This is a genomic window from Streptomyces sp. NPDC107500 (assembly GCF_055582785.1).
The window spans coordinates 415465-437774 of record NZ_JBVJPF010000002.1 but is presented as its reverse complement, the minus strand read 5'-3'; the positions used below and the strand labels follow the sequence as shown (position 1 = coordinate 437774).

The following is a 22310-nucleotide window of genomic DNA, read 5'->3' as shown; positions in this document are numbered from 1 at the left end:
AGCGGCCCGCTCACGGGGTCACCACCGCGAACGCCTCGATCTCCATCAGGAACTCCGGCCGGACCAGCGCGGCCACCTGCACCGCCGAGGCGGCCGGCAGCCGGTCGCCGGGTATGTGCGCGGCGCGCGCGGCACGGATCGCGTCCATGTGGGCCATGTCCGTGACGAAGTACGTCAGTTTCACCACGTCGTCGAAACCGGCGCCGGCCGCCGACAGGCACCGGCGCAGGTTCTCGAAGACCTGGCGGGCCTGGGCCCCGGGGTCGCCCACGCCGACGACCCCGCCGTCCTCGTCCAGGGCGAGCTGACCCGAGACGGCCACGAACCGCCCGGTGCCGAGGACGACATGGGTGTACTGGGTGGCGGGCGCGACGCCGTCGGGTGCGGGGATCCTGGTCAGCTCACTCATGCGCCCATCGTGGACCATGGCACTGACAACGCCCCCGGCGGGCCGCCGCCCGCCGGGGGCGCGGACGGCTAGTGGCGGAAGCCGAGCAGCCTGTGCAGCGTCGAGCCGCGGGCGGACGTCGAAGCCGCCTTGGACTTCAGCGGCTCGGGCTGGGGCAGCGCCGCGCAGACGGCGTCCGGCTCACCCGCGCGCGCCCCGCCCGTGCCGCGCGGCACGGTGCCGTCGGTCAGATATGCGGCCAGGCGCTCGTCCAGGCAGGAGTTCCCGCTCAGCGTGATGCCGTGGTTGCCGCCGCCCTCCTCGACGACGAGGGCGGAGCCGCGCAGCACGCGGTGCGCGGTGACCGCGCCCTCGTACGGGGTGGCCGCGTCGCCGGTCGCCTGGAACAGCAGCGCGGGCGGCAGCTGGCTGTTGGCGACGTCCACCGGCTGCCCCGCGCTCGTGGGCCAGGACGCGCACGGCGCGTTGTACCAGGCGTTGTTCCAGACCATGAACGGCGCCTTCTCGTACAGGCCCCAGTTGTCGTCGCGCCACTCGTCCCAGTCGCGCGGCCAGGCCGCGTCGCGGCACTGCACCGCGGTGTAGACGCTGTAGCCGTTCTCGCCCGCGGCGTCCAGGGCCCCGAAGTTCTCGTACACCTCGACCAGCGGGTCCGTGTCCCCGGACTTCGCGTAGGCGGCGAAGGCCTCGGCCAGATAGGGCCAGTAGCCGTTGTAGTAGCCGCCCGGGATGAAGGTGTCCTCCAGCTCCGACGCGCCGACCCGCCCGCCCGCGGGCTTCTTCGCCAGCGCCGTCCGCATGGCGTACCACCGCTGCTCGATCCGCTCCGGGTCGGTGCCCATCTTGTACGCGGCGTCGTGCTCGGCGATCCACGCCAGGAACGCCCGGTGGCGGTCGTTGAAGGCGAGGTCCTGGTTGAGGTTCGCGTCGTACCAGACGTCGTCAGGGCCGACGACGGAGTCCAGGACCAGGCGCCGCACGCGCGCGGGGTAGAGCTTGGCGTAGACGGCGCCCAGATAGGTGCCGTAGGAGTAGCCGAAGTAGTTGACCCGCTCCGCGCCGAGCGCCGCGCGGATCGCGTCCACGTCCCGGGCGGCACTGACGGTGTCGATGTACGGCAGCACGTCCGCGTACTTGTCGCCGCACGCCTCGGCGAACGCCTCCGCGCGGGCGAGGTTGGCCCGCTCGACGTCGGGCGTGTCGGGCAGCGAGTCGGGGCGCACGGGGTCGAAGTGGCCGGGCCGGCAGTTCAGGGCGGGGCTGCTCTTCCCCACTCCGCGCGGGTCGAAGCCGATGACGTCGTACTGTGCGGCCACCTTCTCCGGCAGCGAGGAGGCCACGAACCCGGCGAGCGTCAGCCCGCTGCCGCCCGGGCCGCCGGGGTTGACCAGCAGGGGGCCCTGGTATGTCGCCGCGGTGTGCGGGACGCGGGACAGCGCGAGCGTGATCTGCCTCCCGCGCGGGCGCGTGTGGTCGAGCGGCACCTCGAGGGACGCGCACTGGAGCGTCGGGTAGTCCTCCGTGGCGCACTTCTTCCACTGGAGCTTCCCGGCGGAGGCGGCGGCCGGGGTCCCGGCGGAGCGCGGCGCGTTCGCCTCGGCGGGGACGGCCGTGACACTTCCCGCGGCGATGACTGCGGCGCCGCACAGCACGGCTGCGCGTTGTCTCATGGCGTCCTCCGGAGACGGCGGGGCTGCGGTCCGCGCGAGTCGCGGTCCTCGCCGGATCGTCCCGGGGAGCGCTCCTGGAGGAACATAATCTGCTCATACGTGACCCAATTGGGCCGGAAGATGCCCTCTAATGCCCTCTGATGGCCTTGAATGAACCTAGATGAGCGAAAGCTGGGTCGGCTCGGTGGCGGCGGTCTCGGTGGCCCCGGCGGGCCGCGCGGGCTCGGGCTCCGCGACCCGCCGCGGCATCCCCTCGCGCGTGGGTCCGATGCCGTACTCGCGGGCCAGATCGTGCACCTGGCGCGTGATCCGGCGCTGGTACCACTTCGGGGCGTAGGCGCCCTCCGCGTACAGCCGCTCGTACCGGCGCACCAGGTGCGGGTGGTGCCGGGCGAGCCAGGCCATGAACCACTCCCGGGCGCCCGGCCGCAGATGCAGCACCAGGGGCGTCACCGAGGTGGCCCCGGCGGCGGCGATCGCCCGCACGGTCGCGCGCAGTTGGGCCGGTTCGTCGCCGAGGAAGGGAATCACCGGCGCCATCAGGACACCGCAGCCGATGCCGTGCTCGCCGAGGGTCCGCACGACTTCCAGCCGGCGTTCCGGGGCGGGCGTGCCGGGCTCCACGGTGCGCCACAGCTCCGCGTCGGTGAAGCCGACCGAGACCGAGATCCCCACGTCCGTCACCCGGGCGGCGCGCGTCAGCAGGTCCAGGTCGCGCAGGATCAGGGTGCCCTTGGTCAGGATGGAGAAGGGGTTCGCCCGCTCGGTGAGCGCCTCGATGATGCCGGGCATCAGCCGGTAGCGGCCCTCGGCGCGCTGGTAGCAGTCGACGTTCGTGCCCATCGCGACGTGCTCGCCCTGCCAGCGGCGCGAGGCCAGCTGCCGGCGGAGCAGCTCTGGCGCGTTCACCTTGACGACGATCTGCGAGTCGAAGCCGAGTCCGGTGTCGAGGTCCAGGTAGCTGTGCGTCTTCCTCGCGAAGCAGTAGACGCACGCGTGCGTGCAACCCCGGTAGGGGTTCACGGTCCACTCGAACGGCATGCGCGAGGCCCCCGGCACGCGGTTGAGGATCGAGCGGGCCCGGACCTCGTGGAAGGTGACGCCGCGGAACTCGGGCGTGTCGAAGGTGCGGGTGGTCACCGCGTCCGCGCCGAACAGCGCGGGGTCGGCCGCTCGGGCGTGGTCGGAGTCGGTGAGGTTCTCCCAGCGCATGGACGCCTCCTCGGTAGCACTGGCCACACAATAGAACACTTGTTCCCTTGATCGTGCGGACCAGTCGCGCGGGACTGCTTCACGCCCCCCGATTTGGTGGCCGGGCGGCGGGGTGATTGGCTTGCCCCGACCCCGAGAACCAGGCCCTGGAGGGACCCGATGGCGCAGGTCGAGGCGGAGACGGAGCGGATCGTCGCGGCGGACGCGGAGACGGTGTTCGACACCCTCGCCGACTACAGCGGCACCCGCGAGAAGCTGCTCCCCGAGCACTTCAGCGAGTACGAGGTCCGGGAGGGCGGCGACGGCGAGGGCACCCTCGTGCACTGGAAGCTCCAGGCCACCAGCAAGCGCGTCCGCGACTGCCTGCTGGAGGTCACCGAGCCGACCGACGGCGAGCTGGTCGAGAAGGACCGCAACTCCTCCATGGTCACCACCTGGCGGGTCACCCCCGCGGGCGAGGGCAAGTCCCGGGTCGTGGTCGTCACCACCTGGCAGGGCGCCGGCGGCGTCGGCGGCTTCTTCGAGAAGACCTTCGCGCCCAAGGGCCTCGCCCGGATCTACGACGCGATGCTCACCAGGCTCGCCGCCGAGGTCGAGAAGCAGTAGTCCCGGCCGGCCGCCCGGAAGCGGCCAAACGGCAAGCCGGGGGCGGTCGTTGGCCGCCTCACCGGTTCGAGTGATCTCCGGTCGAACCGGCCGCGTTTCCGTAACTCGTCGCACTTGTTCGCAGTTGTCGCCTCAGGCGGCAATTCTGAGCAGGTGTGACGAGGGGAGCGGGACGTGGGCGGGATCACTCTGGTGCAGGACGAGCCGGTCACCGCACCCCAGGCGCCACCGCTGCCACCCACGCCCGATCCGGAGCCGGACGCGGCGCTGAGCCCGCGCCGGGTGCGTCTGGTCTTCGTCGGACTCATGCTCGCGCTGCTGCTCGCCGCGCTGGAGCAGATGATCGTCGCCACGGCGCTGCCGAAGATCGTCGGCGAGCTGCACGGCCTGGACAAGATGTCCTGGGCGATCACCGCCTACCTGCTCACCTCCACCGTCGGCCTGCCGATCTACGGCAAGCTCGGCGACCTCTTCGGCCGCAAGGGCGTCTTCCAGTTCGCCATCCTGGTCTTCGTCATCGGCTCCGCACTGGCCGGCCGCGCCCAGACCATGGACCAGCTGATCGCCTTCCGCGCGGTCCAGGGCGTCGGCGCGGGCGGCCTGATGATCGGCGTGCAGGCGATCATCGCGGACATCGTCCCGCCCCGCGAGCGCGGCCGGTTCATGGGCCTGATCGGCGCCGCCTTCGGACTCGCCTCGGTCGCCGGCCCGCTGCTCGGCGGCTACTTCACCGACCACCTCTCCTGGCGCTGGTGCTTCTACATCAACGTGCCCTTCGGCCTGGTCACCATGGCCGTCGTCGCCGTCGTCCTGAAGCTGCCCAGGCCACGGGTCAAGCCGCGCCTCGACATCCTCGGCGCCCTGCTCCTCGCCGCCGCCTCCACCTGCCTGGTCCTGCTCACCAGCTGGGGCGGCACCGAGTACGCGTGGGGCTCGGAGGTCATCCTCGGCCTCGCCGCCGGAGCGGCCGGGTCCACCCTCCTCTTCCTGGTCGCCGAGCGCTTCGCGCCCGAACCGCTCATCCCGCTGCGGCTGTTCCGGGACTCCGTCTTCAACGTCACCGCCCTGGTCGGCCTCGTCATCGGCGTCGCCCTGTTCGGCGCCGCCAGCTACCTGCCGACCTTCCTGCAGATGGTCGACGGCGCCAGCGCCACCGAGTCCGGCCTGCTGATGCTGCCCATGATGGGCGGCATCGTCGTCGCCTCGATCGTCTCCGGACAGCTCATCAGCCGCACCGGGCACTACCGCTCCCACCCGATCCTCGGCAGCGCCCTGTCCGTCGTCGGCATGTGGCTGCTCTCCCGCCTCGACGCCGACACCCCCCGGCTGCACTACAGCCTCTGGATGGCCGTCCTCGGCGCCGGCATCGGCATGGTGATGCCCGTGCTGGTCCTCGCCGTGCAGAACTCCGTACGCCCCGCCGACCTCGGCACCGCCACCAGCGCCAACAACTACTTCCGGCAGATCGGCGGCAGCGTCGGCGCCGCCATCTTCGGCACCCTCTTCGCCGACCGGCTGACCGACGCCCTGGCCGACCGGATCCCCGCCGAGGCGGGCGCCGGGCTGCCCGACGCCGAGGCCATCACCCCCCAGCTCGTCCACTCCCTGCCCCCGGCACTGCGCGACGCCTACATCGAGGCCTATGCAGACGCCATGCCGCGGATCTTCCTCTACCTGGTGCCGGTGCTCGTCCTCGGACTGCTCATCGCCCTCTTCCTCAAGGAGAAACCACTGGTGTCCCACAACGCCCCCGTCACCGACCCGGAGACCGCGCAGCCCACCGTCCAGGTCCCACAGGCCCGGTCGCAGCACGCCGCCGGGATCGCCGTCTGCGGCACCGTGCAGCACCCCGACGGCACCGTCGTGCCCCGCGCGGCGCTCACCCTCATCGACGTCGGCGGACAGCAGATCGGCCGGGGCGCCAGCGGCGACGACGGACGCTACGCCCTCGCCACGCCCGGCTCCGGGGCGTACGTCCTGATCGCCGCGGCCGGCGGCCACCAGCCGCAGGCGGTGTCCGTGACCGTCGGTGAACGCCCGGTCGAACTGGACGTGGTCCTCGGCGGCGCCGGGCGCCTGGCCGGCGCGGTGTTCACCGCCGACGGCACCCCGGTGCGCGAGGCGATCGTCACCCTCACCAACGTCCACGGCGAGGTCGTCGCCACCACCCGCAGCGGACGCGAGGGCGGCTACGTCATCACCGAGCTGGTGGCCGGCGAGTACACCCTCGCCGCCAGCGCCCCCGCCTTCCGCCCGGCCGCGCTGCCCGTCAGCGTCCAGGCCGCCCGCGAGACCCGCCAGGACGTCGAGCTGGCCGGCGGCGCCGTGCTGCGCGGCACCGTGCGGGCCAGTGGCGGACGGGCGGTGGAGGACGCGCGCGTGACACTTCTCGACGCGGCGGGCAACGTCGTCGACACCCTGACCACGGGCCCCGACGGCACCTTCCGGTTCGTCGACCTGTCGTCCGGCGAGTACACCGTCATCGCCGCCGGATACCCGCCCGTCGCCACCGTCCTCCAGGTGGCCGGCGGCGGCCGCACGGAGCGCGACCTGCAACTCGGACACGAGGACTGAGACGCCCACCGGCGCGCGGGCGCGCGCGCCGGTGCGTCTGCGCGCCACCAATTCCCCCGTTGCCGCACATGGTCACCGGGCACCGCCGTACGGTGGTGACGGCGACACAGATCTTGCGGAGCCGTGGGCAGAGAGGGCCTGACGCCATGGACCATGGCACCGAGCGGGACACACATCCCGGCCGCCCGGCCGGACGCGGCGCCGTGCCGCCCGATCCCGTGACCGGCCGTGTCCCGCTGGCCGTCGTCGTGGTGGACCGCGACGGACTGGTCTCCCACTGGAGCCGCGGCGCACGGCGGCTGTTCCGCCTGCCCAAGGAGGAGGCGATCGGGCGGCCCGCACCCGACCTGCTGCCCGTCTCCGGCGTACTTCCCGGGGCCGGCACCGAGGACGGCCCGGCGTACGACGCGTACGCCGACTACGACGGTCTCGGACCCGGCCTGGAGTCCTCCCTCGACGGACGGCTGTCCTACCCGGCGGCGGGCCGCGCCCGGCTGACCGTGCCCGCCGACCGGCGTGTCGACGTCCTCTGGTGGGCGTACCCCCTGGTGGGGCCGGGCCCGGAGCGACTGCTGGTGCTCGCCGCCGACGCGGACGGGCTGCGGCGGGACTACGGCGACGGTGACGCCCCGGCGGCCACGGTGGAGCGGATCGCGCCCGCTTTCGCGCTGCACACCGACTTCCCCGGCGCCGAGGAACTCGCCCGCCGCCTCCCCGAGATCCTGCCCAGCATGAGCGTCGGCGAAAGCGCCCGCATCGTCGCGCAGGTCCTCGAACTGGGCTACCCCGTGCTGGAGTTCAGCCAGAACGACCGGGTGCCGGTCACCCCCGACTGGGGCGTGCCCCGGCGGGCGGAACGCAGGGCGCGCCGCGAGCGCGCCGCCCGGGCGCTGGCCGCCGGCGAACCGGTGCCGGACGACCTGCGCGACGAGGCGGAGGACCTGGAGTACGCCGCCGTACGCGAACGCCTGGAGTTCCTCAACGAGGTCAGCGGCGCGATCGGCACCTCGCTCGACCTCTCGCGGACCATCGTCGAGGTCAGCAGGGCGGTCGTCCCGCGCTTCACCGACGTCGCCGGCACCTACCTGCGCGAACAGGTCGTCGCCGGCGAGGGCTTCCCCGACGGCGTGCCGGACACGACGACGATGTGGCACCGGGTCGCCCTGGAGCACACCGACGAACCCGGCCGCTGGGACGACGTCGTACCGGTCGGCGAGGCCATGCCGTTCCCGGCGCACACCCCCTTCTTCCAGTGCATGACCAGCGGCGAACCGGTCCTGGTGCCGCGCATCACGGAGGAGATGGGCCACGCCATCGCCTCGCAGTTCGAGAAGCGGGACATCCGGCCGCTCATCACGGGCCGCTCGATGCTGCTGGTGCCGCTGAAGGCACGCCAGGTCGTCCTCGGCTTCATGATCCTGCTCCGGCACCCGGAGCGGGCCGTCTTCAACGACATGGACCGGGTCACCGGCGCCGAACTGGCCGCCCGCGCGGGGCTCGTGCTCGACAACGCGCGCATGTACACGTACCAGGAGAACGTCGCCGAGACGCTCCAGGACAGCATGCTGCCGCACATCCCCGAGCGCATGGCCGGCTGCGACATCGCCACCCGCTACCTGCCCGGCACCCTCCTCGGCCGCGTCGGCGGCGACTGGTTCGACTCGGTCAAGCTGCCCGGCGCGCGTACCGCCCTCGTCGTCGGCGACGTGATGGGCCACGGTCTCAACTCGGCTGCGATGATGGGCCAGTTGCGCACCGCCGTCCAGACCATGGCCGGCCTCGACCTGCCGCCCGCCCAACTGCTGCGCAACCTCGACGACCTCGCCCAGCGGCTCGGCGACACCCACCTCGCGACCTGCCTGTACGCCGTCTACGACCCCATCGCCGGGGAACTCCACCTCGCCAACGCCGGGCACATCCCGCCGGTCCTGGTCCGCGCCGAGGACGGCGCCAGCGAGCTGATCGAGCTGCCCACCGGGGCGCCGATCGGCGTCGGAGGAGTGCCCTTCGAGTCGGTACGGGTGCCGGTGGCGCCCGGCGACCGGCTGGTGATGTGCACCGACGGGCTGGTGGAGATGCGGGGCGAGGACATCGGCGTCGGCCTCGCCACCCTGTGCGAGTCCGCCGCCCACCCCGCCGCGTCCATGGACGACGCCTGCGACACCATCATCCGCGCACTGGGCGCCCGCGGCGGCCGCAAGGACGACGTCGCCCTGCTGATGGCGAGGCTCAACGGCATCGAGCCCGACGCGGTCGCCGAGTGGCGCCTCGCCCGCGACCCCTCCGAGGTCGGGCGGGCCCGCGCCGCGGTCCGGGAGCAGCTCCACGACTGGGGCCTGCCGAGGCAGGCCGACGCCGCCGGCCTGATGGTCAGCGAACTCGTCACCAACGCCGTACGGCACTCCCACGCCCGCCCCGTCGAACTGCGCCTGGTGCGGGCGGACACGCTGCTGTGCGAGGTGGACGACGACGACCACGAACTGCCGGCGCTGAGGACCGCGGGGCCGGACGACGAGACGGGACGGGGCCTGCGCGTCGTCAGCACCCTCGCCCGCGAGTGGGGCGCGAGCCGCACGAGGACCGGCAAGACCGTCTGGTTCGAACTCACCCTGCCCCGGCGCTGATCGACGGAGTTCGCACGTCCGGTGAAGGAATCCGCCGGACGCTTGTGGCCGTGCGCGGAGCGCGATACACCGTACGAACCCGTCGCTCTCGACGGGCCGTACGTCGTCGCACCTGGGGAGACGGGCATGAGCGTGACGAGTCGGTACCGGGCAGCCTGGGAGAGCTTCTGGACCGAGGCACCCGGGAGCCAGGGGGCGGTGTTCTGGGACGCGGAGCCGGTGCTCACGGCAGGCCGCCACCTCGCGTACTTCGAGCCCCACCTGACCGACCCCGCCCTGCCGCTGATCGACCTCGGCTGCGGCAACGGCACCCAGACCCGCTACTTCGCCGAACGCTTCGGGCACGTCGTCGGCGCCGACCTCTCCGCCGCCGCCCTCGACCACGCCCGCCGCGCCGACCCCGAGGGCCGGGCGGCGTACCGGCAGCTGGACGCCGCCGACAAGGCCGAGGCGGAGACGCTGCACGCGGAGCTGGGCGACGCCAACCTCTACGTGCGCGGCGTCCTGCACCAGTGCGAGCCCGACGACCGGCAGCCCCTCGCCGACGCCCTGGCCGCCCTCCTCGGCGCCCGCGGCCGCGCCTTCCTGGTGGAGCCCGCGCAGGCGGCCCGCACCGTCCTCGCGGAGCTGGCCCAGGGCCCCGACGGCCCGCCCGCCAAGCTCGCCCCCGTCCTCCGCCACGGCCTCACCCCCGGCGCGATCCCCGACGAGGCGGTACCGGAGCACCTTCGCACCGCGGGCCTCGCCGTCCTGGCGTCCGGCGAACTCCCCCTGATCACCACGGAGTACACGCCGGACGGAGCCCGCGTCGAGCTGCCTTCCACGTGGGTGGTGGCGGGAGCCCGGGCGGTGTAGCGGGTCGGGCCGTGGCCCGGAGGCGGGTCAGCGCAGTCCGGCGAAGAGGTCCTTCTCCGGGAGGGACGCGCCGGTGGTGTCCCGGACGCGTACGAAGGTCTCCGTGCCCATCAGCTCGCCGAACGTCTCCTTGCCCATCCTGAGGAAGAAGATGTTCTCGCCCTGACTGGCGTGCGCGGCCAGCGCGTCGAACTTCTGGTCACTGAACGCGGTCGTGTCCACCCACGTGGTGACCTCGTCGTCGGGCAGGCCGATCTCGGCCATCGCGGCGGCCTCGGCGGGGTCCGGCTCCGGTGCGCCCTCCTGGTGCTCGCTCATCAGCTCGCCGAAGCGCCGCATCGTCGAGTGGGGCATCGTCGTCCAGTACACCTTCGGAGCCTGCCCGGTCATCTCCAGCGCCGCCATGGTGATGCGGTGCGCCTGGATGTGGTCGGGGTGGCCGTAGAAGCCGTTCTCGTCGTAGGTGACGACCACGTCGGGCCGGTAGTGCCGCATGAGCTCCGCGAGCCGGGCGGCGCCCTCCTCCACCGGCGTGCGCCAGAAGGAGCCGGGGGCGTCGTTGCTCGGCCAGCCCACCATCCCCGAGTCGGCGTAGTCCAGCGTCTCCAGATCGCTGATCTTGAGGGCCGCGCAGCTGGCCTCGAGTTCCTGGCGGCGCATCCGGGCGACGGCCGCCGGATCGTGCCCGGCGTCGCCGGGCTTGACACCTCCCGGTCCGTCACCGCAACCGCCGTCGGTACAGGTCACCAGAACCGTGCGGATTCCCTCGGCCGCGTACCGCGCGAGGATCCCGCCCGTTCCGGTGGCCTCGTCGTCGGGGTGGGCGTGCACGGCCATGAGCGTCAGGGGCCGGTCGGTCATGAAGCAGTCCTCCTGCGTACGTACGTCTCGTTCCGGGTGCGCGGTGCCCCGGTCTCTCCGCCGGATCCAACCGCGAGGGTCGGTCCCGCTGTTCCCGATACCGCCGTCCGGCCGCGAGACGGCCGGAAGCGGCCGCCCGAGTGGTATGGACCAGTGGCTGTCGTGTGGCCCCTGGCCAGCGTATTCGGCGGCATGTAGCGTCCTCCGCATGAAGATCCTCATCAGCGCCGACATGGAAGGCGCCACCGGCGTCACCTGGCCGGCCGACGTGCTGCCGGGGACGCCGCAGTGGGAGCGGTGCCGGTCGATGTTCACCTCCGACGTGAACGCGGCCGTGCTCGGGTTCCTCGACGGCGGCGCCGACGAGGTGCTGGTCAACGAGGCGCACTGGAGCATGCGCAACCTGCTTCTGGAGCGGCTCGACGAGCGGACCCAGATGCTCACCGGGCGGCACAAGACGCTGTCCATGGTCGAGGGCGTCCAGCACGGGGACGTGGACGGCATCGCGTTCATCGGGTACCACACGGGCGCCGGCATGGAGGGCGTCCTCGCGCACACCTACCTCGCCAACCAGATCACCGGCGTCTGGCTGAACGACGTACGGGCCAGTGAGGGTCTGCTCAACGCGCACGTCGTCGCCGAGTACGGGGTGCCGGTCGTGCTGGTCACCGGGGACGACCTGGCCTGCGAGGACGCGCTGGGCTACGCGCCCGAGGCGCGGAAGGTCGCGGTCAAGGACCATGTGTCGCGGTACGCGGCCGTGTGCCGTACGCCCGCCAGGACCGCCGCCGACATCCGCGCGGCCGCCAAGGAGGCGACCTCGCTCGCGGTGCGCTACGAGCCGGTGCGCGGCGGGCCGTTCACCGTCGCCCTGGAGTTCGACGCCGAGCACCTGGCGGCGGCCGCGACCGTGGTGCCGGGTGTGGCGCAGGTCGGGGAGCGGAAGGTGGCGTACACCCACGACACCATGTTCGAGACGATCAGGACCTTCAAGGCGGTCACCACGATCGTCTCGGCGGCGGTGGAGGAGCAGTATGGCTGAGCACACGGGGACGGACGCGGAGGCGCTGGACGAGGTCGTCCGGTTCACCTCCGAGCTGATCCGGATCGACACCACCAACCGGGGCGGCGGCGACTGCCAGGAGCGGCCGGCCGCCGAGTACGCCGCCGCGCGCCTCGCCGAGGCCGGGATCGAGCCCACGCTGCTGGAGCGCACCAAGGGCCGCACCAACGTCGTGGCCCGCATCGAGGGCACCGACCCGTCGGCCGACGCGCTGCTCGTCCACGGTCACCTGGACGTGGTGCCCGCCGAGGCCGCCGACTGGAGCGTGCACCCCTTCTCCGGCGAGATCCGCGACGGAGTCGTCTGGGGGCGCGGCGCGGTCGACATGAAGAACATGGACGCGATGATCCTCGCCGTCGTGCGCGGCTGGGCCCGCGCGGGGGTGCGGCCGCGGCGCGACATCGTGCTCGCCTTCACCGCGGACGAGGAGGCCAGCGCCGAGGACGGCTCCGGCTTCCTCGCCGACCGGCACGCCCCGCTGTTCGAGGGCTGCACCGAGGGCGTCAGCGAGTCCGGGGCGTTCACGTTCCACGACGGGGCGGGGCGGCAGTTCTATCCCATCGCCGCCGGTGAGCGGGGGACCGGCTGGCTCAAGCTCACGGCCCGCGGGCGCGCCGGGCACGGCTCCAAGGTGAACAGGGAGAACGCGGTCACCCGGCTCGCCGCCGCCATCACCCGCATCGGCGACCACGAGTGGCCGCTTCGGCTGACCCCCACCGTGCGCGCCGCCCTGACCGAGATCGCCGCCGTCTACGGCATCGAGGACGACCTGAGCGACGTCGACGCGCTGCTGGACAAGCTCGGGCCCGCCGCCAAGCTCGTCGAGGCCACCGTCCGCAACAGCAGCAACCCGACCATGCTGGACGCCGGGTACAAACTGAACGTCATCCCGGGCGAGGCCGTCGCGCACGTCGACGGGCGGTTCCTGCCCGGCGGCGAGGAGGAGTTCCGCGCCACCCTCGACCGGCTCACCGGGCCGCACGTGGACTGGGAGTTCGCGCACCGCGAGGTCGCCCTCCAGGCGCCGGTGGACTCGCCGACGTACGCCCGGATGCGCGCCGCCGTCGAGGAGTTCGCGCCGGAGGGGCACGTGGTGCCGTACTGCATGTCCGGCGGCACGGACGCCAAGCAGTTCTCGCGGCTCGGCATCACCGGCTACGGCTTCGCGCCGCTGAAGCTGCCCGAGGGCTTCGACTACCAGGCCCTCTTCCACGGCGTGGACGAACGCGTCCCCGTCGAGGCGCTGCACTTCGGCGTCCGGGTCCTGGACCGGTTCCTGCGCGCGGCCTAGCGCCGTTCCGACCGAGCGGCTCAAGGAGAAGGAGAGTGGGGGAGTCAGTGCGGACTCTTGCGTACGGGGCATGGCCCTCGCCCATCGACGCGGCGCTCGCCGCCGCGCACGACGGGCGCCCCGACGACGTGGGCTTCGTCGGCGACGAGGTGTGGTGGACCGCGCCCCGGCCCACCGAGGGCGGGCGGCGCGCGCTGGTGCGGCGGCACCCCGACGGCACCGAGGAGCCGGTGCTGCCCCCGCCGTGGAACGTGCGCAGCCGCGTCATCGAGTACGGCGGCCGGCCGTGGGCCGCGGTCACCACCGACGCCGGTCCGCTGGTGGTCTTCGTGGACTTCGCCGACCAGCGGCTGTACGCCTATCGGCCGGGAGGTGCCGAGCCGCGTCCGCTGACTCCGGTCTCCCCGGTCGGCGGCGGCCTGCGCTGGGTCGAGCCGCAGGTGCGCCCCGAGCGCGGCGAGGTGTGGTGCGTCCTGGAGGAGTTCACCGGCGACGGGCCCACCGACGTGCGCCGCCTCCCGGTCGCGGTGCCGCTGGACGGTTCGGCCGCCGACGACCGGGACCGGCTCCGCGAACTCACCGGCGCACGGCACCGCTTCGTCACCGGCCCCCGCGTCTCGCCCGACGGGCGGCGCGCGGCCTGGCTCGCCTGGGACCACCCGCGCATGCCCTGGGACGGCACCGAGCTGATCGTCGCCGACATCGGCCCCGACGGCACCTTCCGGGACGCACGGACCGCCGCCGGCGGCCCCGAGGAGTCGGTCACCCAGGTGGACTGGGCCCCGGACGGCGCCCTGCTGTACGCCTCCGACCGCACCGGCTGGTGGAACCTCTACCGCGACGGATCGCCGCTGTGCGCCCGCGACGAGGAGTTCGGCGGGCCGCTGTGGAAGTTCGGCCAGCGCTGGTTCGCGCCCCTGGACAGCGGACTGATCGCCGTCCTGCACGGCCGGGGCGCGGCCGTTCTCGGGATACTCGCCCCGGAGACCGGCGAGGTCGTCGACGCGGCCGGCCCCTGGACCGAGTTCGCGCCCACCCTGGCCGCGCAGGGCGAGCGAAGCGAGATGGGGGTCCCCCCGCCCGGAGGGTGGGGGAGGGTCGCGGGCGTCGGCGCGAGCCCGCACAGCGGCTACGAGGTCGTCGAGCTGGACACCCGCACCGGCCGCGCCCGTGCGATCGGCTCGCTCCACGAAGATGTCGTGGACCCGGCGTACTACCCCCGGCCAAAGATCCGCACCTTCACGGGTCCGGACGGCCGCGACATCCACGCGCACCTCTACCCGCCGCACCACCCCGGCTGCCGCGCTCCGGAGGGCACCCTGCCGCCGTACGTCATCTGGGCGCACGGCGGTCCCACCACCCGCTCCCCGCTCGTCCTCGACCTGGAGATCGCCTACTTCACCTCCCGCGGCATCGGCGTCGCCGAGGTCAACTACGGCGGCTCCAGCGGGCACGGCCGGGAGTATCGCAACCGGCTGCGCGAGCAGTGGGGCGTGGTCGACGTCGAGGACTGCGCGGCCGTCGCCCTGGCCCTCGCCGAGGAGGGCACCGCCGACCGGCGGCGGCTCGCGGTGCGCGGCGGCAGTGCGGGGGGCTGGACCTCCGCGGCCTCACTGGCCACCACCGACGTCTACGCCTGCGGCACGGTCATCTACCCGATCCTCGACCTGACCGGCTGGGGCACGGGGGAGACCCACGACTTCGAGTCCCAGTACCTGGAGAGCCTGATCGGCCCGTACGCCGAGGTCCCCGGCCGGTACGCCGAACGGTCGCCCGCCGAGCACGCCGACCGGGTCACCGCCCCGTTCCTGCTCCTCCAGGGCCTCGACGACGTGATCTGCCCGCCCGTGCAGTGCGAGCGGTTCCTCGCCCGCATGGCCGGCCGCGGAGTGCCGCACGCCTACCTCACCTTCGAGGGCGAGGGGCACGGCTTCCGCCGGGCGGAGACCATGGTGCGCGCCCTGGAGGCCGAACTCTCCCTCTACGCGCAGGTCTTCGGGCTGGACCCGCAGGGCATCCCCGCCCTGGAGCTGACCCGGTGAGCGGCGCCGCGGTGGAACTGACCCGGCCTGACCGGCTCGCCCCCGGCGCCCGGGTGGCCGTCGTCGCGCCCAGCGGGCCGGTGCCCGAGGAGCGGCTCCAGGCCGGCCTGGACGTCCTGCGCGGCTGGGACCTCGACCCGGTCGTGGCCCCGCACGTCCTGGACCGGCACGGCACCTTCGACTACCTCGCGGGCACCGACACCGACCGGGCCGCCGACCTCCAGGCCGCCTGGTGCGACCCTTCCGTGGACGCCGTGCTGTGCGCCCGCGGCGGGTACGGCGTCCAGCGCATGGCCGACCTGCTCGACTGGGAGGCGATGCGCGCGGCCGGGCCGAAGGTGTTCGTCGGCTTCAGCGACATCACTGCCCTGCACGAGGCGTTCGCGACCCGCCTCGGGCTGGTCACCCTGCACGGTCCGATGGCCGCGGGGGTCGACTTCATCAAGAACGCGCGGGCGCAGGAGCACCTGAGAGCCAGCCTGTTCGCCCCCGACACCGTCCGGGTGATCGCGTCCGGCGGCTCCCCGATGGTCCCCGGCCGGGCGCGGGGCGTCACCCTCGGCGGCTGCCTCGCCCTGCTCGCCGCCGAACTGGGCAGCCCGCACGCCCGGCCCTCCGCGCGCGGCGGGCTGCTGTGCCTGGAGGACGTGGGCGAGGAGACGTACCGCATCGACCGCTACCTCACCCAGCTGCTCCGCGCGGGCTGGCTGGACGGGGTCGCCGGGGTGCTGCTGGGCTCCTGGCAGGAGTGCGAGCCCTACGAGCGGCTGCGGCCCCTGCTGGCCGACCGGCTCGGCGGCCTCGGCGTCCCGGTCGTCGAGCACTTCGGGTTCGGGCACTGCGAGGGGGCGCTGACCGTCCCCTTCGGCGTGACGGCGGAACTCGACGCGGACGCGGGCACCCTGACCCTGGAGCGGCCCGCGCTGCGCTGACGCCGGTCAGCGCACCGTGTGTTTCATTCGCTCAGTCCTGCCAGTCGGGATCCGAAACGGGCGATGAGCGAGGTGCTCCGGGAGTGCCGGCTCTCCTCCCAGCGGTCGGCCACGCCGAAGAGCCGGTACATGCCGTGGACGCCGGCCCAGCGCAGCGGCTCGGGTTCCCAGCGCCCGGAGTAGTGGTCGTTCCACGGCAGCCGGGTCAGCGCGGTGTCGCGGTGCCCGGCCCGGTCGAGCAGGGTCCGGGCGGCCAGCCGGGTGGCCGTCACACCGTGCCCGGCGTAGCCGCGTGCGACGCCGATCCTCGTGGCCCGGTCGAAGGTGATGCCGGCGCACCAGTCGCGCGTGACGCCGATGGAACCGCGCCAGGCGTGCTCGACGGAGAACGGCGTGTCCGGGAAGAACAGGCGGAGCCGGTCGCTGAGCGTCCGTACGGTGCGGGCGTCCACCCGTCCCTCGCCGGGGGTGCCGGAGTTGAAGGCGTACGGCGTGCCGCGGCCGCCGATGGCGATGCGGTCGTCGGCGGTGCGCTGTGCGTAGACGAAGGTGTGCGCCGCGTCGCCGAGGCACTCGCGGCCGTCCCAGCCGATGCGCTGCCAGACGTCCTCGGGCAGTCGGTTGGTGACGACCATGGAGGAGTTGACCGGGATGACGTCGCGCGCGCCCAGGCCGCGGGCGTCGCTGTCGATCTGTCCGGAGTAGGCCTCGACGCAGGCCAGGACGGTTCCGGCACGCACGGTGCCGCGCGATGTGGTGACGACGCCGGGGGCGATGCGGGTCGCACGGGTGTCCTCGCAGATCCGCACGCCCTTGGCCCGTACGACGGTCGCGAGGCCGTGGACGAGCTTGGCCGGGTCGATCCGGACGGTGCTGCGGGTGAGCAGGCCACCCAGGGCCGGCTGGACGGCGATCCGCTTCCTGACGGCCTCCGCGTCGAGCAGCTCCAGGTCCCGCGCGGGGTATCCGTGGGACAGGTCAGCGGCGTAGGTCGTCTCCAGGCGCTTCATCGCCGCGGGCGTGGTGGCCACCCGCAGGTGCCCTCCCCGGTGCTGGTCGGCCTCGATGCCCTCCTGTTCGAGGATGCGCAGGGTGTCGTCGACGCACCGGTGCATCTCCTCCTGGAAGGAGACGACGGCCGCGGCTCCGTCGCGTCCCCGCCTGCGGGCGGCCTTGGCGTAGACGGCCCGGTTGCCGGGGATAAGGGGGGAGAGCCAGCCGCCGTTGCGCCCGGAGGCGCCGTAGCCGACCTCCTTGGCCTCGACGACGGTGATCCGCGCCTCTGGGCGTTCCGCGATCGCGTGGTAGGCGGCCCACAGCCCGGTGAGACCACCGCCCACGATGACGAGGTCCTGCTCCCGGCCGGGCAGGTCCGCCGTCGTGCGGTGGGCCCCGGGGTCCAGGTCCGCGGCGGCGCGGGCCGCCGTCATCCAGTGCGAGATCTGACCGTTGCGGTACGGAGTCATGGGCGAGTCCCGGGGGTGAGGTGCTGGGTCGGTGCGTGGTGCGACGGTGCGGAGGCTCAGTAGGTGGGTGGCGCCATGGCCCACAGGACCCGGGCCTCGTCCACGCCCGTGGTCTCGGCGACGCGGTGCGGGTCGCTGCTGCGGTAGTGAACGGAGTCCAGGGCCGACAGCCGGTGGAGCTGGTCGCGGATCTGCACTTCCACCTCGCCGGAGAGGACCAGGAGGATCTCCTCGGAGCTGCCGTGCGTGTAGGGCTCCACGCCGGTGGACCCGCCCGGGGCGAAGTGGCCGAGGAGCACCTCGAGGTGGTCGAAGGACGACGGGGTCAGCTTGATCTTCGTGGCACCCTCGCCGAACGACATGCCGTGGGCGTCGCGGAAGCGCAGTACCGGGTTGGCCGCGGTGCCGCCCGCGGCGAAGAGGTCGCCGACGTTGAGTTTGAGTACCTCGCACAGCCGCTGGAGGGTGCGCACGCTGGCGTTGGCCTGGTCCCGTTCGACCTGGGACAGGTGGCCCTCGGTGACTCCGGACCGGTCCGCCACATCCTTGAGGGTCAGGTGGAGGGCCCTTCTGCGGCGGCGCAGACGTCCGCCGATGCCGCCCGCGGGGCCGGGGTGATCGTTCGCCATGGGACGGCAACCTAACAATGGTTCGCCGACAGCACAACGAACGTTGGCGCCATCAAAGAAATCTTTGATGGCGTCGGTCCCTCTAGGCTGACCCCATGCCGCACACCCCGTCCCGCCACCTCGCCGAGGGCCCTCGCGTGGGCATACGCCACTTCACCTACGCGGACGCCGCCGAGTTCACCGCCCGGGCCCGGGAGAGCAAGGACCTGCACCATCCCTGGCTCTTCCCGCCGGACAGCCCCCAGGCGTACGACGCCTACGCGTCCCGCCTGATCGAGGACCCCACCAAGGCCGGGTTCCTGATCTGCGAGAAGGACCGGGCGGGCGGTTCCGGCGACGGCGGGGCCATCGCCGGGTTCGTCAACATCAACAACATCGTCGAAGGCGGCTTCCTCAGCGGCGCCCTCGGCTACGGCGCCTTCGCGCACGCGGCCGGCCGGGGACTGATGCGCGAGGGGCTGGGCCTCGTGGTGCGGCACGCGTTCGGGCCGATGCGGCTGCACCGGCTGGAGATCAACGTGCAGCCGGGCAACGCCGCCTCCATCGCACTGGCCCGCTCCTGCGGCTTCCACCTGGAGGGTTTCTCACCGAGGATGCTGCACGTGGACGGGGCCTGGCGCGACCATCAGCGCTGGGCGATCACCGCCGAGACCGCGACTTCCGGTTGATCTTCATGGTGTCCAGGTCCGTCACCGTGGAGCGCAGCTCACCGAACCCGTAGCCGAGACCGCGCAGCGTGTCCTCGGCCCGGTCCTCGGCGACGGCGGCCGCCATCTCGTCGCCGTCCGCCGGGTCCGAGACCACCACGTACCGCATCGAGAAGTGCTTCAGCGGCGACGGCTCGTACGACAGCGACCCCTCCTCGGTGAACCGCATGCTCGCCATCCCGTGGTCACCGGCCTCGGCGAGCAGCCGGGCCCGCGCCTCCTCGGTCAGGCCCTCCCAGGTACCCCGGACGATCACCCGGTAGGTGTGCCGCTCGCTCACGTGCCGCTCCTTCGTACGTACGCCGACCGCCCGACCCTAAGCCCCCGCCCGCACCGCGGCCCACGGAATTAAACGTGAGTCACGTCGCGTGACGGTGACCGGCTCCGCCCCTGTTCACCGCGGCGGGGAGCGGCTTCCATGGGGAACCGTGACGACGATCCGACGTGAGGTACTGACCCTGCCCGCCGCACCGCAGGGCCCGGACAACCCGCTGCCGCCGCTGCGCCCCCTGGACGAGGCGCACCGCATCGACGACCGGGACCGGGCCGGCCTGCCCCGCGACATGGCCCGGCAGGTCGACTACGAGCCGCTGCGCAGCCTGCTGCCCGTCATGGTCCGCGACGGCTACGGACGCGCCCGCGAGCCGCGGGAACTGGACGCGCTGGTCATCGAGAACGACCGGCTGCGCGCCACCGTGCTGCCCGCGCTCGGCGGCCGGATCGCCTCCCTGCGCCACAAGCCGGCCGACCGCGAACTCCTCTACGTCAACCCCGTCCTCCAGCCCGCCAACTTCGCCCTCAACGGCGCCTGGTTCTCCGGCGGCATCGAGTGGAACATCGGCGCCACCGGACACACCACGCTCTCCTGCTCCCCCGTGCACGCCGCCCGCGTGCCCGCCCCGGACGGCGGCGAGATGCTGCGCCTGTGGGAGTGGGAGCGGCTGCGCGACCTGCCCTTCCAGGTCGACCTGTGGCTCCCGGAGGGCTCGGACTTCCTGTACGTGGGCGTCCGCGTCCGCAACCCGCACGAACGCCCGGTGCCCACCTACTGGTGGTCCAACATCGCCGTGCCCGAGGACCGCCGGGTGCTCGCCCCCGCCGACGAGGCGTACCACTTCGGCTACGAGCGGCGGCTGCGCCGCGTGCCCGTCCCGGAGTACGACGGCACCGACCGGACGTACCCCCTGAACAGCACCTACGCCGCCGACTACTTCTACGACGTGCCGGACGGCCGGCGCCGCTGGATCGCCGCGCTCGACGAGCACGGCCACGGGCTGGCGCAGACCTCCACCGACGTACTGCGCGGCCGGAAGCTGTTCGTGTGGGGCACCGGACCCGGCGGGCGCCGCTGGCAGGAGTGGCTCACCGAGCCCGGCACCGGCGGCTACTGCGAGATCCAGGCCGGCCTCGCCCGCACCCAGCTGGAGCACGTCAGGCTGGACGCGGAGAGCGAGGTGTCCTGGCTGGAGGCGTACGGGCCGCTCGAAGCCACGCCCGACGGCGACTGGCACACCGTGCTGCGCGGCGCGGAGGAGCGGCTGGAGAGCGCCCTGCCGCGGGCCGGCGTCGACGCCGCGTACGAGGCCTGGCGGGCGCACGCCGACACCGAGCCCGGCGAGCGGCTGGCCACCGGCTCGGGCTGGGGCGCGCTGGAAGCGCTGCGCGCGGGATGGAAGCTGCCCGGCACCCCGTTCGGCGAGGAGACCCTCGGCGAGGAGCAGGAACCCTGGCTGCACCTGCTGCGCACCGGGACCCTCCCCGAGTCCGGACGCCACGAGCCGCCCGGCTCCACCCTGGTCGCCCGGCCCTGGCGGGACATGCTGGAGACCACCGCCGCCACCCCACTCGCCGAGTACCACCTGGGGGTCGCCCAGTGGCACGGCGACGACCGGGCCCAGGCGGTCCGCAGCTGGGAGCGGGGCCTCAAGAACGCCGCCGACCGCTGGCCGTTGCTGCGCTGCCTCGCCGCCGCCGACCAGGCGGACGGTCACCCCGAGCGGGCCGCCGACCAGTACGCGGAGGCCTTCGACGACCTGTGCGAGCACCGGCCGGACCCCGAGCGAGCGTCGGACGCGGAAGCACCGGACCGGGGCGTTCGGTGGACGGCCGTCGCCGCCGCCCTCGGCCGGGAGGCCATCGGCGCGCTGCTCGCGGTCGGACGCACCGCCGACGCCCGTGCCGTGTGGGAGCGGCTGGACCCCGCGACCCGGGCCCGCGGCCGGTTCCGGCTGGCCGAGGGGGAGTTGCTGGCCGCCGAGGGCCGGCACGAGGAGGCGCGGGCCGTCTTCGACGAGGGCTTCGAGGTCGCCGACCTGCGGGAGGGCGACGAGAGCATCGGAGCGCTGTGGGCGCGGCTCGGCGACGAACCGCTCCCGGCCCGCCACGACTTCCGGATGCGGCCGGACGCGAGGTGAGCCCGTCCGGTCCGGCTACGCCCGCCGGTCCACGTACTCGTAGATCGCGCCGTCCGGATGCCGGGCGATCAGGTTGCGGCCACCGGGTGTCGGGACCGGGCCGGCGATGACGTCGCCCCCCAGCGAGGTGAGGATCCGCTGTGTCTCCTCGACATCCGTCACCGCGATCGTCGCCGCCACCTTGCGCAACACCTCGAGCTGGGACTCGGGCCCGCTCATCAGCAGGAAGCAGCCGACCGCGGCGACCTCGACCCCGCCGCGCTCGGAACGCATGGCCCGGCCGCCGGCCAGACCCTCGTAGAAGGGGATCGCCTTGTCCAGGTCGTCGACGTAGACGCGCAGTGTGGCTCCCAGAATGTCCATGGGGACGAGCCTAGTTGGCGGCGGCCGGACCCGACTCGCGCCCCGGCCATGGAAGTTCCGCGGCCGGGTACCCGCAAGGCATGGACCGCATGGATCACTTGGAACACCTGGACAAGCATCTGGTCGACGAACTGGCACAGGTGGCACGCGAGACCGTGCGCGACGAGCTGCGCGAACAGACCCGCAAGCAGCGCCGCAAGGCCACGCTGTACGCCGCGTCCGGTGCCTCCGCCCTGTACGCGGGCGCGGCCCTCGCGCTCGCCGTGGGTCTGGCGCTCGCCGTGGTACTGCCCGACTGGGCCGCCGCGCTGATCACGGCCGCCCTCCTGGGCGTCGCCGCGTACCTGCTGCGCGGTGCGGCCCGGCCCCACCCGTCGGGTCCGGGATCCGGCCGCGGCGCCGGCGGTGACGCGCCGCCCGTGCCGCCGGTCGCGCCCGAGGTGCCGCCGATGCCGCCGGTCGCGCCCACCGCCCCGGCGGGCACACCCACAGCGGGCGGCACGGGACCGGCCGCGCCGCGCCAGGACGGCGCCGACGCCGAGGGCCCGCGCGAGCGCGGCTGAGCCGCCGTACGCCGGGACGGTGCCGGACT

At 73.5% G+C, this 22310-nt stretch carries 19 protein-coding genes; 11 read left to right on the top strand and 8 right to left on the bottom strand.

The window, feature by feature from the left end:
* Positions 1 to 10 precede the first annotated feature (10 nt).
* The 3 genes from ACZ67M_RS08020 to ACZ67M_RS08010 all read right to left on the bottom strand — a co-directional run bounded on the left by ACZ67M_RS08020 (position 11) and on the right by ACZ67M_RS08010 (position 3291).
* Positions 11 to 409 (bottom strand): RidA family protein, encoded by a 399-nt coding sequence (locus ACZ67M_RS08020; protein WP_469850047.1) that lies wholly within the window; start codon positions 407 to 409, stop codon positions 11 to 13.
* Positions 410 to 477: 68 nt separating this feature from the next.
* Positions 478 to 2079 (bottom strand): alpha/beta hydrolase, encoded by a 1602-nt coding sequence (locus ACZ67M_RS08015; protein WP_469850045.1) that lies wholly within the window; start codon positions 2077 to 2079, stop codon positions 478 to 480.
* Positions 2080 to 2235: 156 nt separating this feature from the next.
* Positions 2236 to 3291 (bottom strand): Rv2578c family radical SAM protein, encoded by a 1056-nt coding sequence (locus tag ACZ67M_RS08010; RefSeq protein ID WP_392235665.1) that lies wholly within the window; start codon positions 3289 to 3291, stop codon positions 2236 to 2238.
* Positions 3292 to 3450: 159 nt separating this feature from the next.
* Here ACZ67M_RS08010 and ACZ67M_RS08005 point away from each other — a divergent pair, with 159 nt between their 5' ends.
* From ACZ67M_RS08005 to ACZ67M_RS07990, 4 genes are all read left to right on the top strand, one after another.
* On the top strand, positions 3451 to 3897 hold the full coding sequence (locus ACZ67M_RS08005) for an SRPBCC family protein (RefSeq protein ID WP_361358537.1): 447 nt from the start codon (positions 3451 to 3453) through the stop codon (positions 3895 to 3897).
* A 174-nt stretch (positions 3898 to 4071) separates the two neighbouring features.
* Complete coding sequence (locus ACZ67M_RS08000) at positions 4072 to 6471, top strand: MFS transporter (RefSeq protein ID WP_469850044.1); 2400 nt, start codon at positions 4072 to 4074, stop codon at positions 6469 to 6471.
* Positions 6472 to 6617: 146 nt separating this feature from the next.
* Positions 6618 to 9095: an ATP-binding SpoIIE family protein phosphatase gene (locus ACZ67M_RS07995; protein ID WP_469850043.1), complete on the top strand. Its 2478-nt coding sequence runs from the start codon at positions 6618 to 6620 to the stop codon at positions 9093 to 9095.
* A 126-nt stretch (positions 9096 to 9221) separates the two neighbouring features.
* Positions 9222 to 9950: a class I SAM-dependent methyltransferase gene (locus tag ACZ67M_RS07990; protein WP_361358545.1), complete on the top strand. Its 729-nt coding sequence runs from the start codon at positions 9222 to 9224 to the stop codon at positions 9948 to 9950.
* Between the two features lie 27 nt (positions 9951 to 9977).
* On the opposite strand, the gene ACZ67M_RS07985 is transcribed toward ACZ67M_RS07990, so the two are convergent.
* Positions 9978 to 10811, bottom strand: coding sequence for a PIG-L family deacetylase (locus tag ACZ67M_RS07985; protein ID WP_469850041.1), 834 nt, complete (start codon positions 10809 to 10811; stop codon positions 9978 to 9980).
* A 208-nt stretch (positions 10812 to 11019) separates the two neighbouring features.
* On the opposite strand from ACZ67M_RS07985, the gene ACZ67M_RS07980 reads away from it, so the two are divergent.
* From ACZ67M_RS07980 to ACZ67M_RS07965, 4 genes are read left to right on the top strand one after another with little or no spacing between them, the layout of a single operon-like run.
* Positions 11020 to 11853, top strand: a complete 834-nt coding sequence (locus tag ACZ67M_RS07980) for a M55 family metallopeptidase (RefSeq protein ID WP_122618924.1) — start codon at positions 11020 to 11022, stop codon at positions 11851 to 11853.
* Positions 11846 to 13165: a M20/M25/M40 family metallo-hydrolase gene (locus ACZ67M_RS07975; RefSeq protein WP_469850039.1), complete on the top strand. Its 1320-nt coding sequence runs from the start codon at positions 11846 to 11848 to the stop codon at positions 13163 to 13165. The genes ACZ67M_RS07980 and ACZ67M_RS07975 overlap by 8 nt, the downstream gene beginning before the upstream one ends.
* A gap of 35 nt (positions 13166 to 13200) precedes the next feature.
* Complete coding sequence (locus ACZ67M_RS07970) at positions 13201 to 15207, top strand: prolyl oligopeptidase family serine peptidase (RefSeq protein ID WP_469850037.1); 2007 nt, start codon at positions 13201 to 13203, stop codon at positions 15205 to 15207.
* Entirely contained in the window at positions 15204 to 16139 is a 936-nt protein-coding gene (locus tag ACZ67M_RS07965; protein ID WP_467321113.1) for a S66 peptidase family protein, read from the top strand. The genes ACZ67M_RS07970 and ACZ67M_RS07965 overlap by 4 nt, the downstream gene beginning before the upstream one ends.
* A gap of 23 nt (positions 16140 to 16162) precedes the next feature.
* On the opposite strand, the gene ACZ67M_RS07960 is transcribed toward ACZ67M_RS07965, so the two are convergent.
* Both ACZ67M_RS07960 and ACZ67M_RS07955 read right to left on the bottom strand, forming a co-directional pair.
* Positions 16163 to 17605: an NAD(P)/FAD-dependent oxidoreductase gene (locus tag ACZ67M_RS07960; protein WP_469850035.1), complete on the bottom strand. Its 1443-nt coding sequence runs from the start codon at positions 17603 to 17605 to the stop codon at positions 16163 to 16165.
* A 56-nt stretch (positions 17606 to 17661) separates the two neighbouring features.
* Entirely contained in the window at positions 17662 to 18234 is a 573-nt protein-coding gene (locus ACZ67M_RS07955; RefSeq protein WP_469850034.1) for a helix-turn-helix domain-containing protein, read from the bottom strand.
* 95 nt (positions 18235 to 18329) lie between these two features.
* Between ACZ67M_RS07955 and ACZ67M_RS07950 the strand changes: the two genes are divergently transcribed.
* On the top strand, positions 18330 to 18902 hold the full coding sequence (locus tag ACZ67M_RS07950) for a GNAT family N-acetyltransferase (protein WP_361358564.1): 573 nt from the start codon (positions 18330 to 18332) through the stop codon (positions 18900 to 18902).
* On the opposite strand, the gene ACZ67M_RS07945 is transcribed toward ACZ67M_RS07950, so the two are convergent.
* Positions 18874 to 19221: a DUF6204 family protein gene (locus ACZ67M_RS07945; protein ID WP_361358567.1), complete on the bottom strand. Its 348-nt coding sequence runs from the start codon at positions 19219 to 19221 to the stop codon at positions 18874 to 18876. The two genes, ACZ67M_RS07950 and ACZ67M_RS07945, sit on opposite strands and share 29 nt — an antisense overlap.
* A 148-nt stretch (positions 19222 to 19369) precedes the next feature.
* Here ACZ67M_RS07945 and ACZ67M_RS07940 point away from each other — a divergent pair, with 148 nt between their 5' ends.
* The gene (locus tag ACZ67M_RS07940) at positions 19370 to 21355 is read left to right on the top strand and encodes a DUF5107 domain-containing protein (protein WP_469850031.1); all 1986 of its coding nucleotides are present in this window, start codon (positions 19370 to 19372) and stop codon (positions 21353 to 21355) included.
* 15 nt (positions 21356 to 21370) lie between these two features.
* Here ACZ67M_RS07940 and ACZ67M_RS07935 read toward each other — a convergent pair whose 3' ends face one another.
* Complete coding sequence (locus tag ACZ67M_RS07935) at positions 21371 to 21718, bottom strand: VOC family protein (protein WP_125491907.1); 348 nt, start codon at positions 21716 to 21718, stop codon at positions 21371 to 21373.
* An 80-nt stretch (positions 21719 to 21798) separates the two neighbouring features.
* Between ACZ67M_RS07935 and ACZ67M_RS07930 the strand changes: the two genes are divergently transcribed.
* Positions 21799 to 22281, top strand: a complete 483-nt coding sequence (locus ACZ67M_RS07930; RefSeq protein ID WP_469850029.1) for a phage holin family protein — start codon at positions 21799 to 21801, stop codon at positions 22279 to 22281.
* The last annotated feature ends 29 nt before the right edge of the window (positions 22282 to 22310 follow it).

Coding starts and splice junctions, on each gene's coding strand:
- ACZ67M_RS08020 (WP_469850047.1), bottom strand. CDS start 409: ATGAGTGAGCTGACCAGGATCCCCGCACCCGACGGCGTCGCGCCCGCC.
- ACZ67M_RS08015 (WP_469850045.1), bottom strand. CDS start 2,079: ATGAGACAACGCGCAGCCGTGCTGTGCGGCGCCGCAGTCATCGCCGCG.
- ACZ67M_RS08010 (WP_392235665.1), bottom strand. CDS start 3,291: ATGCGCTGGGAGAACCTCACCGACTCCGACCACGCCCGAGCGGCCGAC.
- ACZ67M_RS08005 (WP_361358537.1), top strand. CDS start 3,451: ATGGCGCAGGTCGAGGCGGAGACGGAGCGGATCGTCGCGGCGGACGCG.
- ACZ67M_RS07995 (WP_469850043.1), top strand. CDS start 6,618: ATGGACCATGGCACCGAGCGGGACACACATCCCGGCCGCCCGGCCGGA.
- ACZ67M_RS07990 (WP_361358545.1), top strand. CDS start 9,222: ATGAGCGTGACGAGTCGGTACCGGGCAGCCTGGGAGAGCTTCTGGACC.
- ACZ67M_RS07985 (WP_469850041.1), bottom strand. CDS start 10,811: ATGACCGACCGGCCCCTGACGCTCATGGCCGTGCACGCCCACCCCGAC.
- ACZ67M_RS07980 (WP_122618924.1), top strand. CDS start 11,020: ATGAAGATCCTCATCAGCGCCGACATGGAAGGCGCCACCGGCGTCACC.
- ACZ67M_RS07975 (WP_469850039.1), top strand. CDS start 11,846: ATGGCTGAGCACACGGGGACGGACGCGGAGGCGCTGGACGAGGTCGTC.
- ACZ67M_RS07960 (WP_469850035.1), bottom strand. CDS start 17,605: ATGACTCCGTACCGCAACGGTCAGATCTCGCACTGGATGACGGCGGCC.
- ACZ67M_RS07955 (WP_469850034.1), bottom strand. CDS start 18,234: ATGGCGAACGATCACCCCGGCCCCGCGGGCGGCATCGGCGGACGTCTG.
- ACZ67M_RS07950 (WP_361358564.1), top strand. CDS start 18,330: ATGCCGCACACCCCGTCCCGCCACCTCGCCGAGGGCCCTCGCGTGGGC.
- ACZ67M_RS07935 (WP_125491907.1), bottom strand. CDS start 21,718: ATGGACATTCTGGGAGCCACACTGCGCGTCTACGTCGACGACCTGGAC.
- ACZ67M_RS07930 (WP_469850029.1), top strand. CDS start 21,799: ATGGACCGCATGGATCACTTGGAACACCTGGACAAGCATCTGGTCGAC.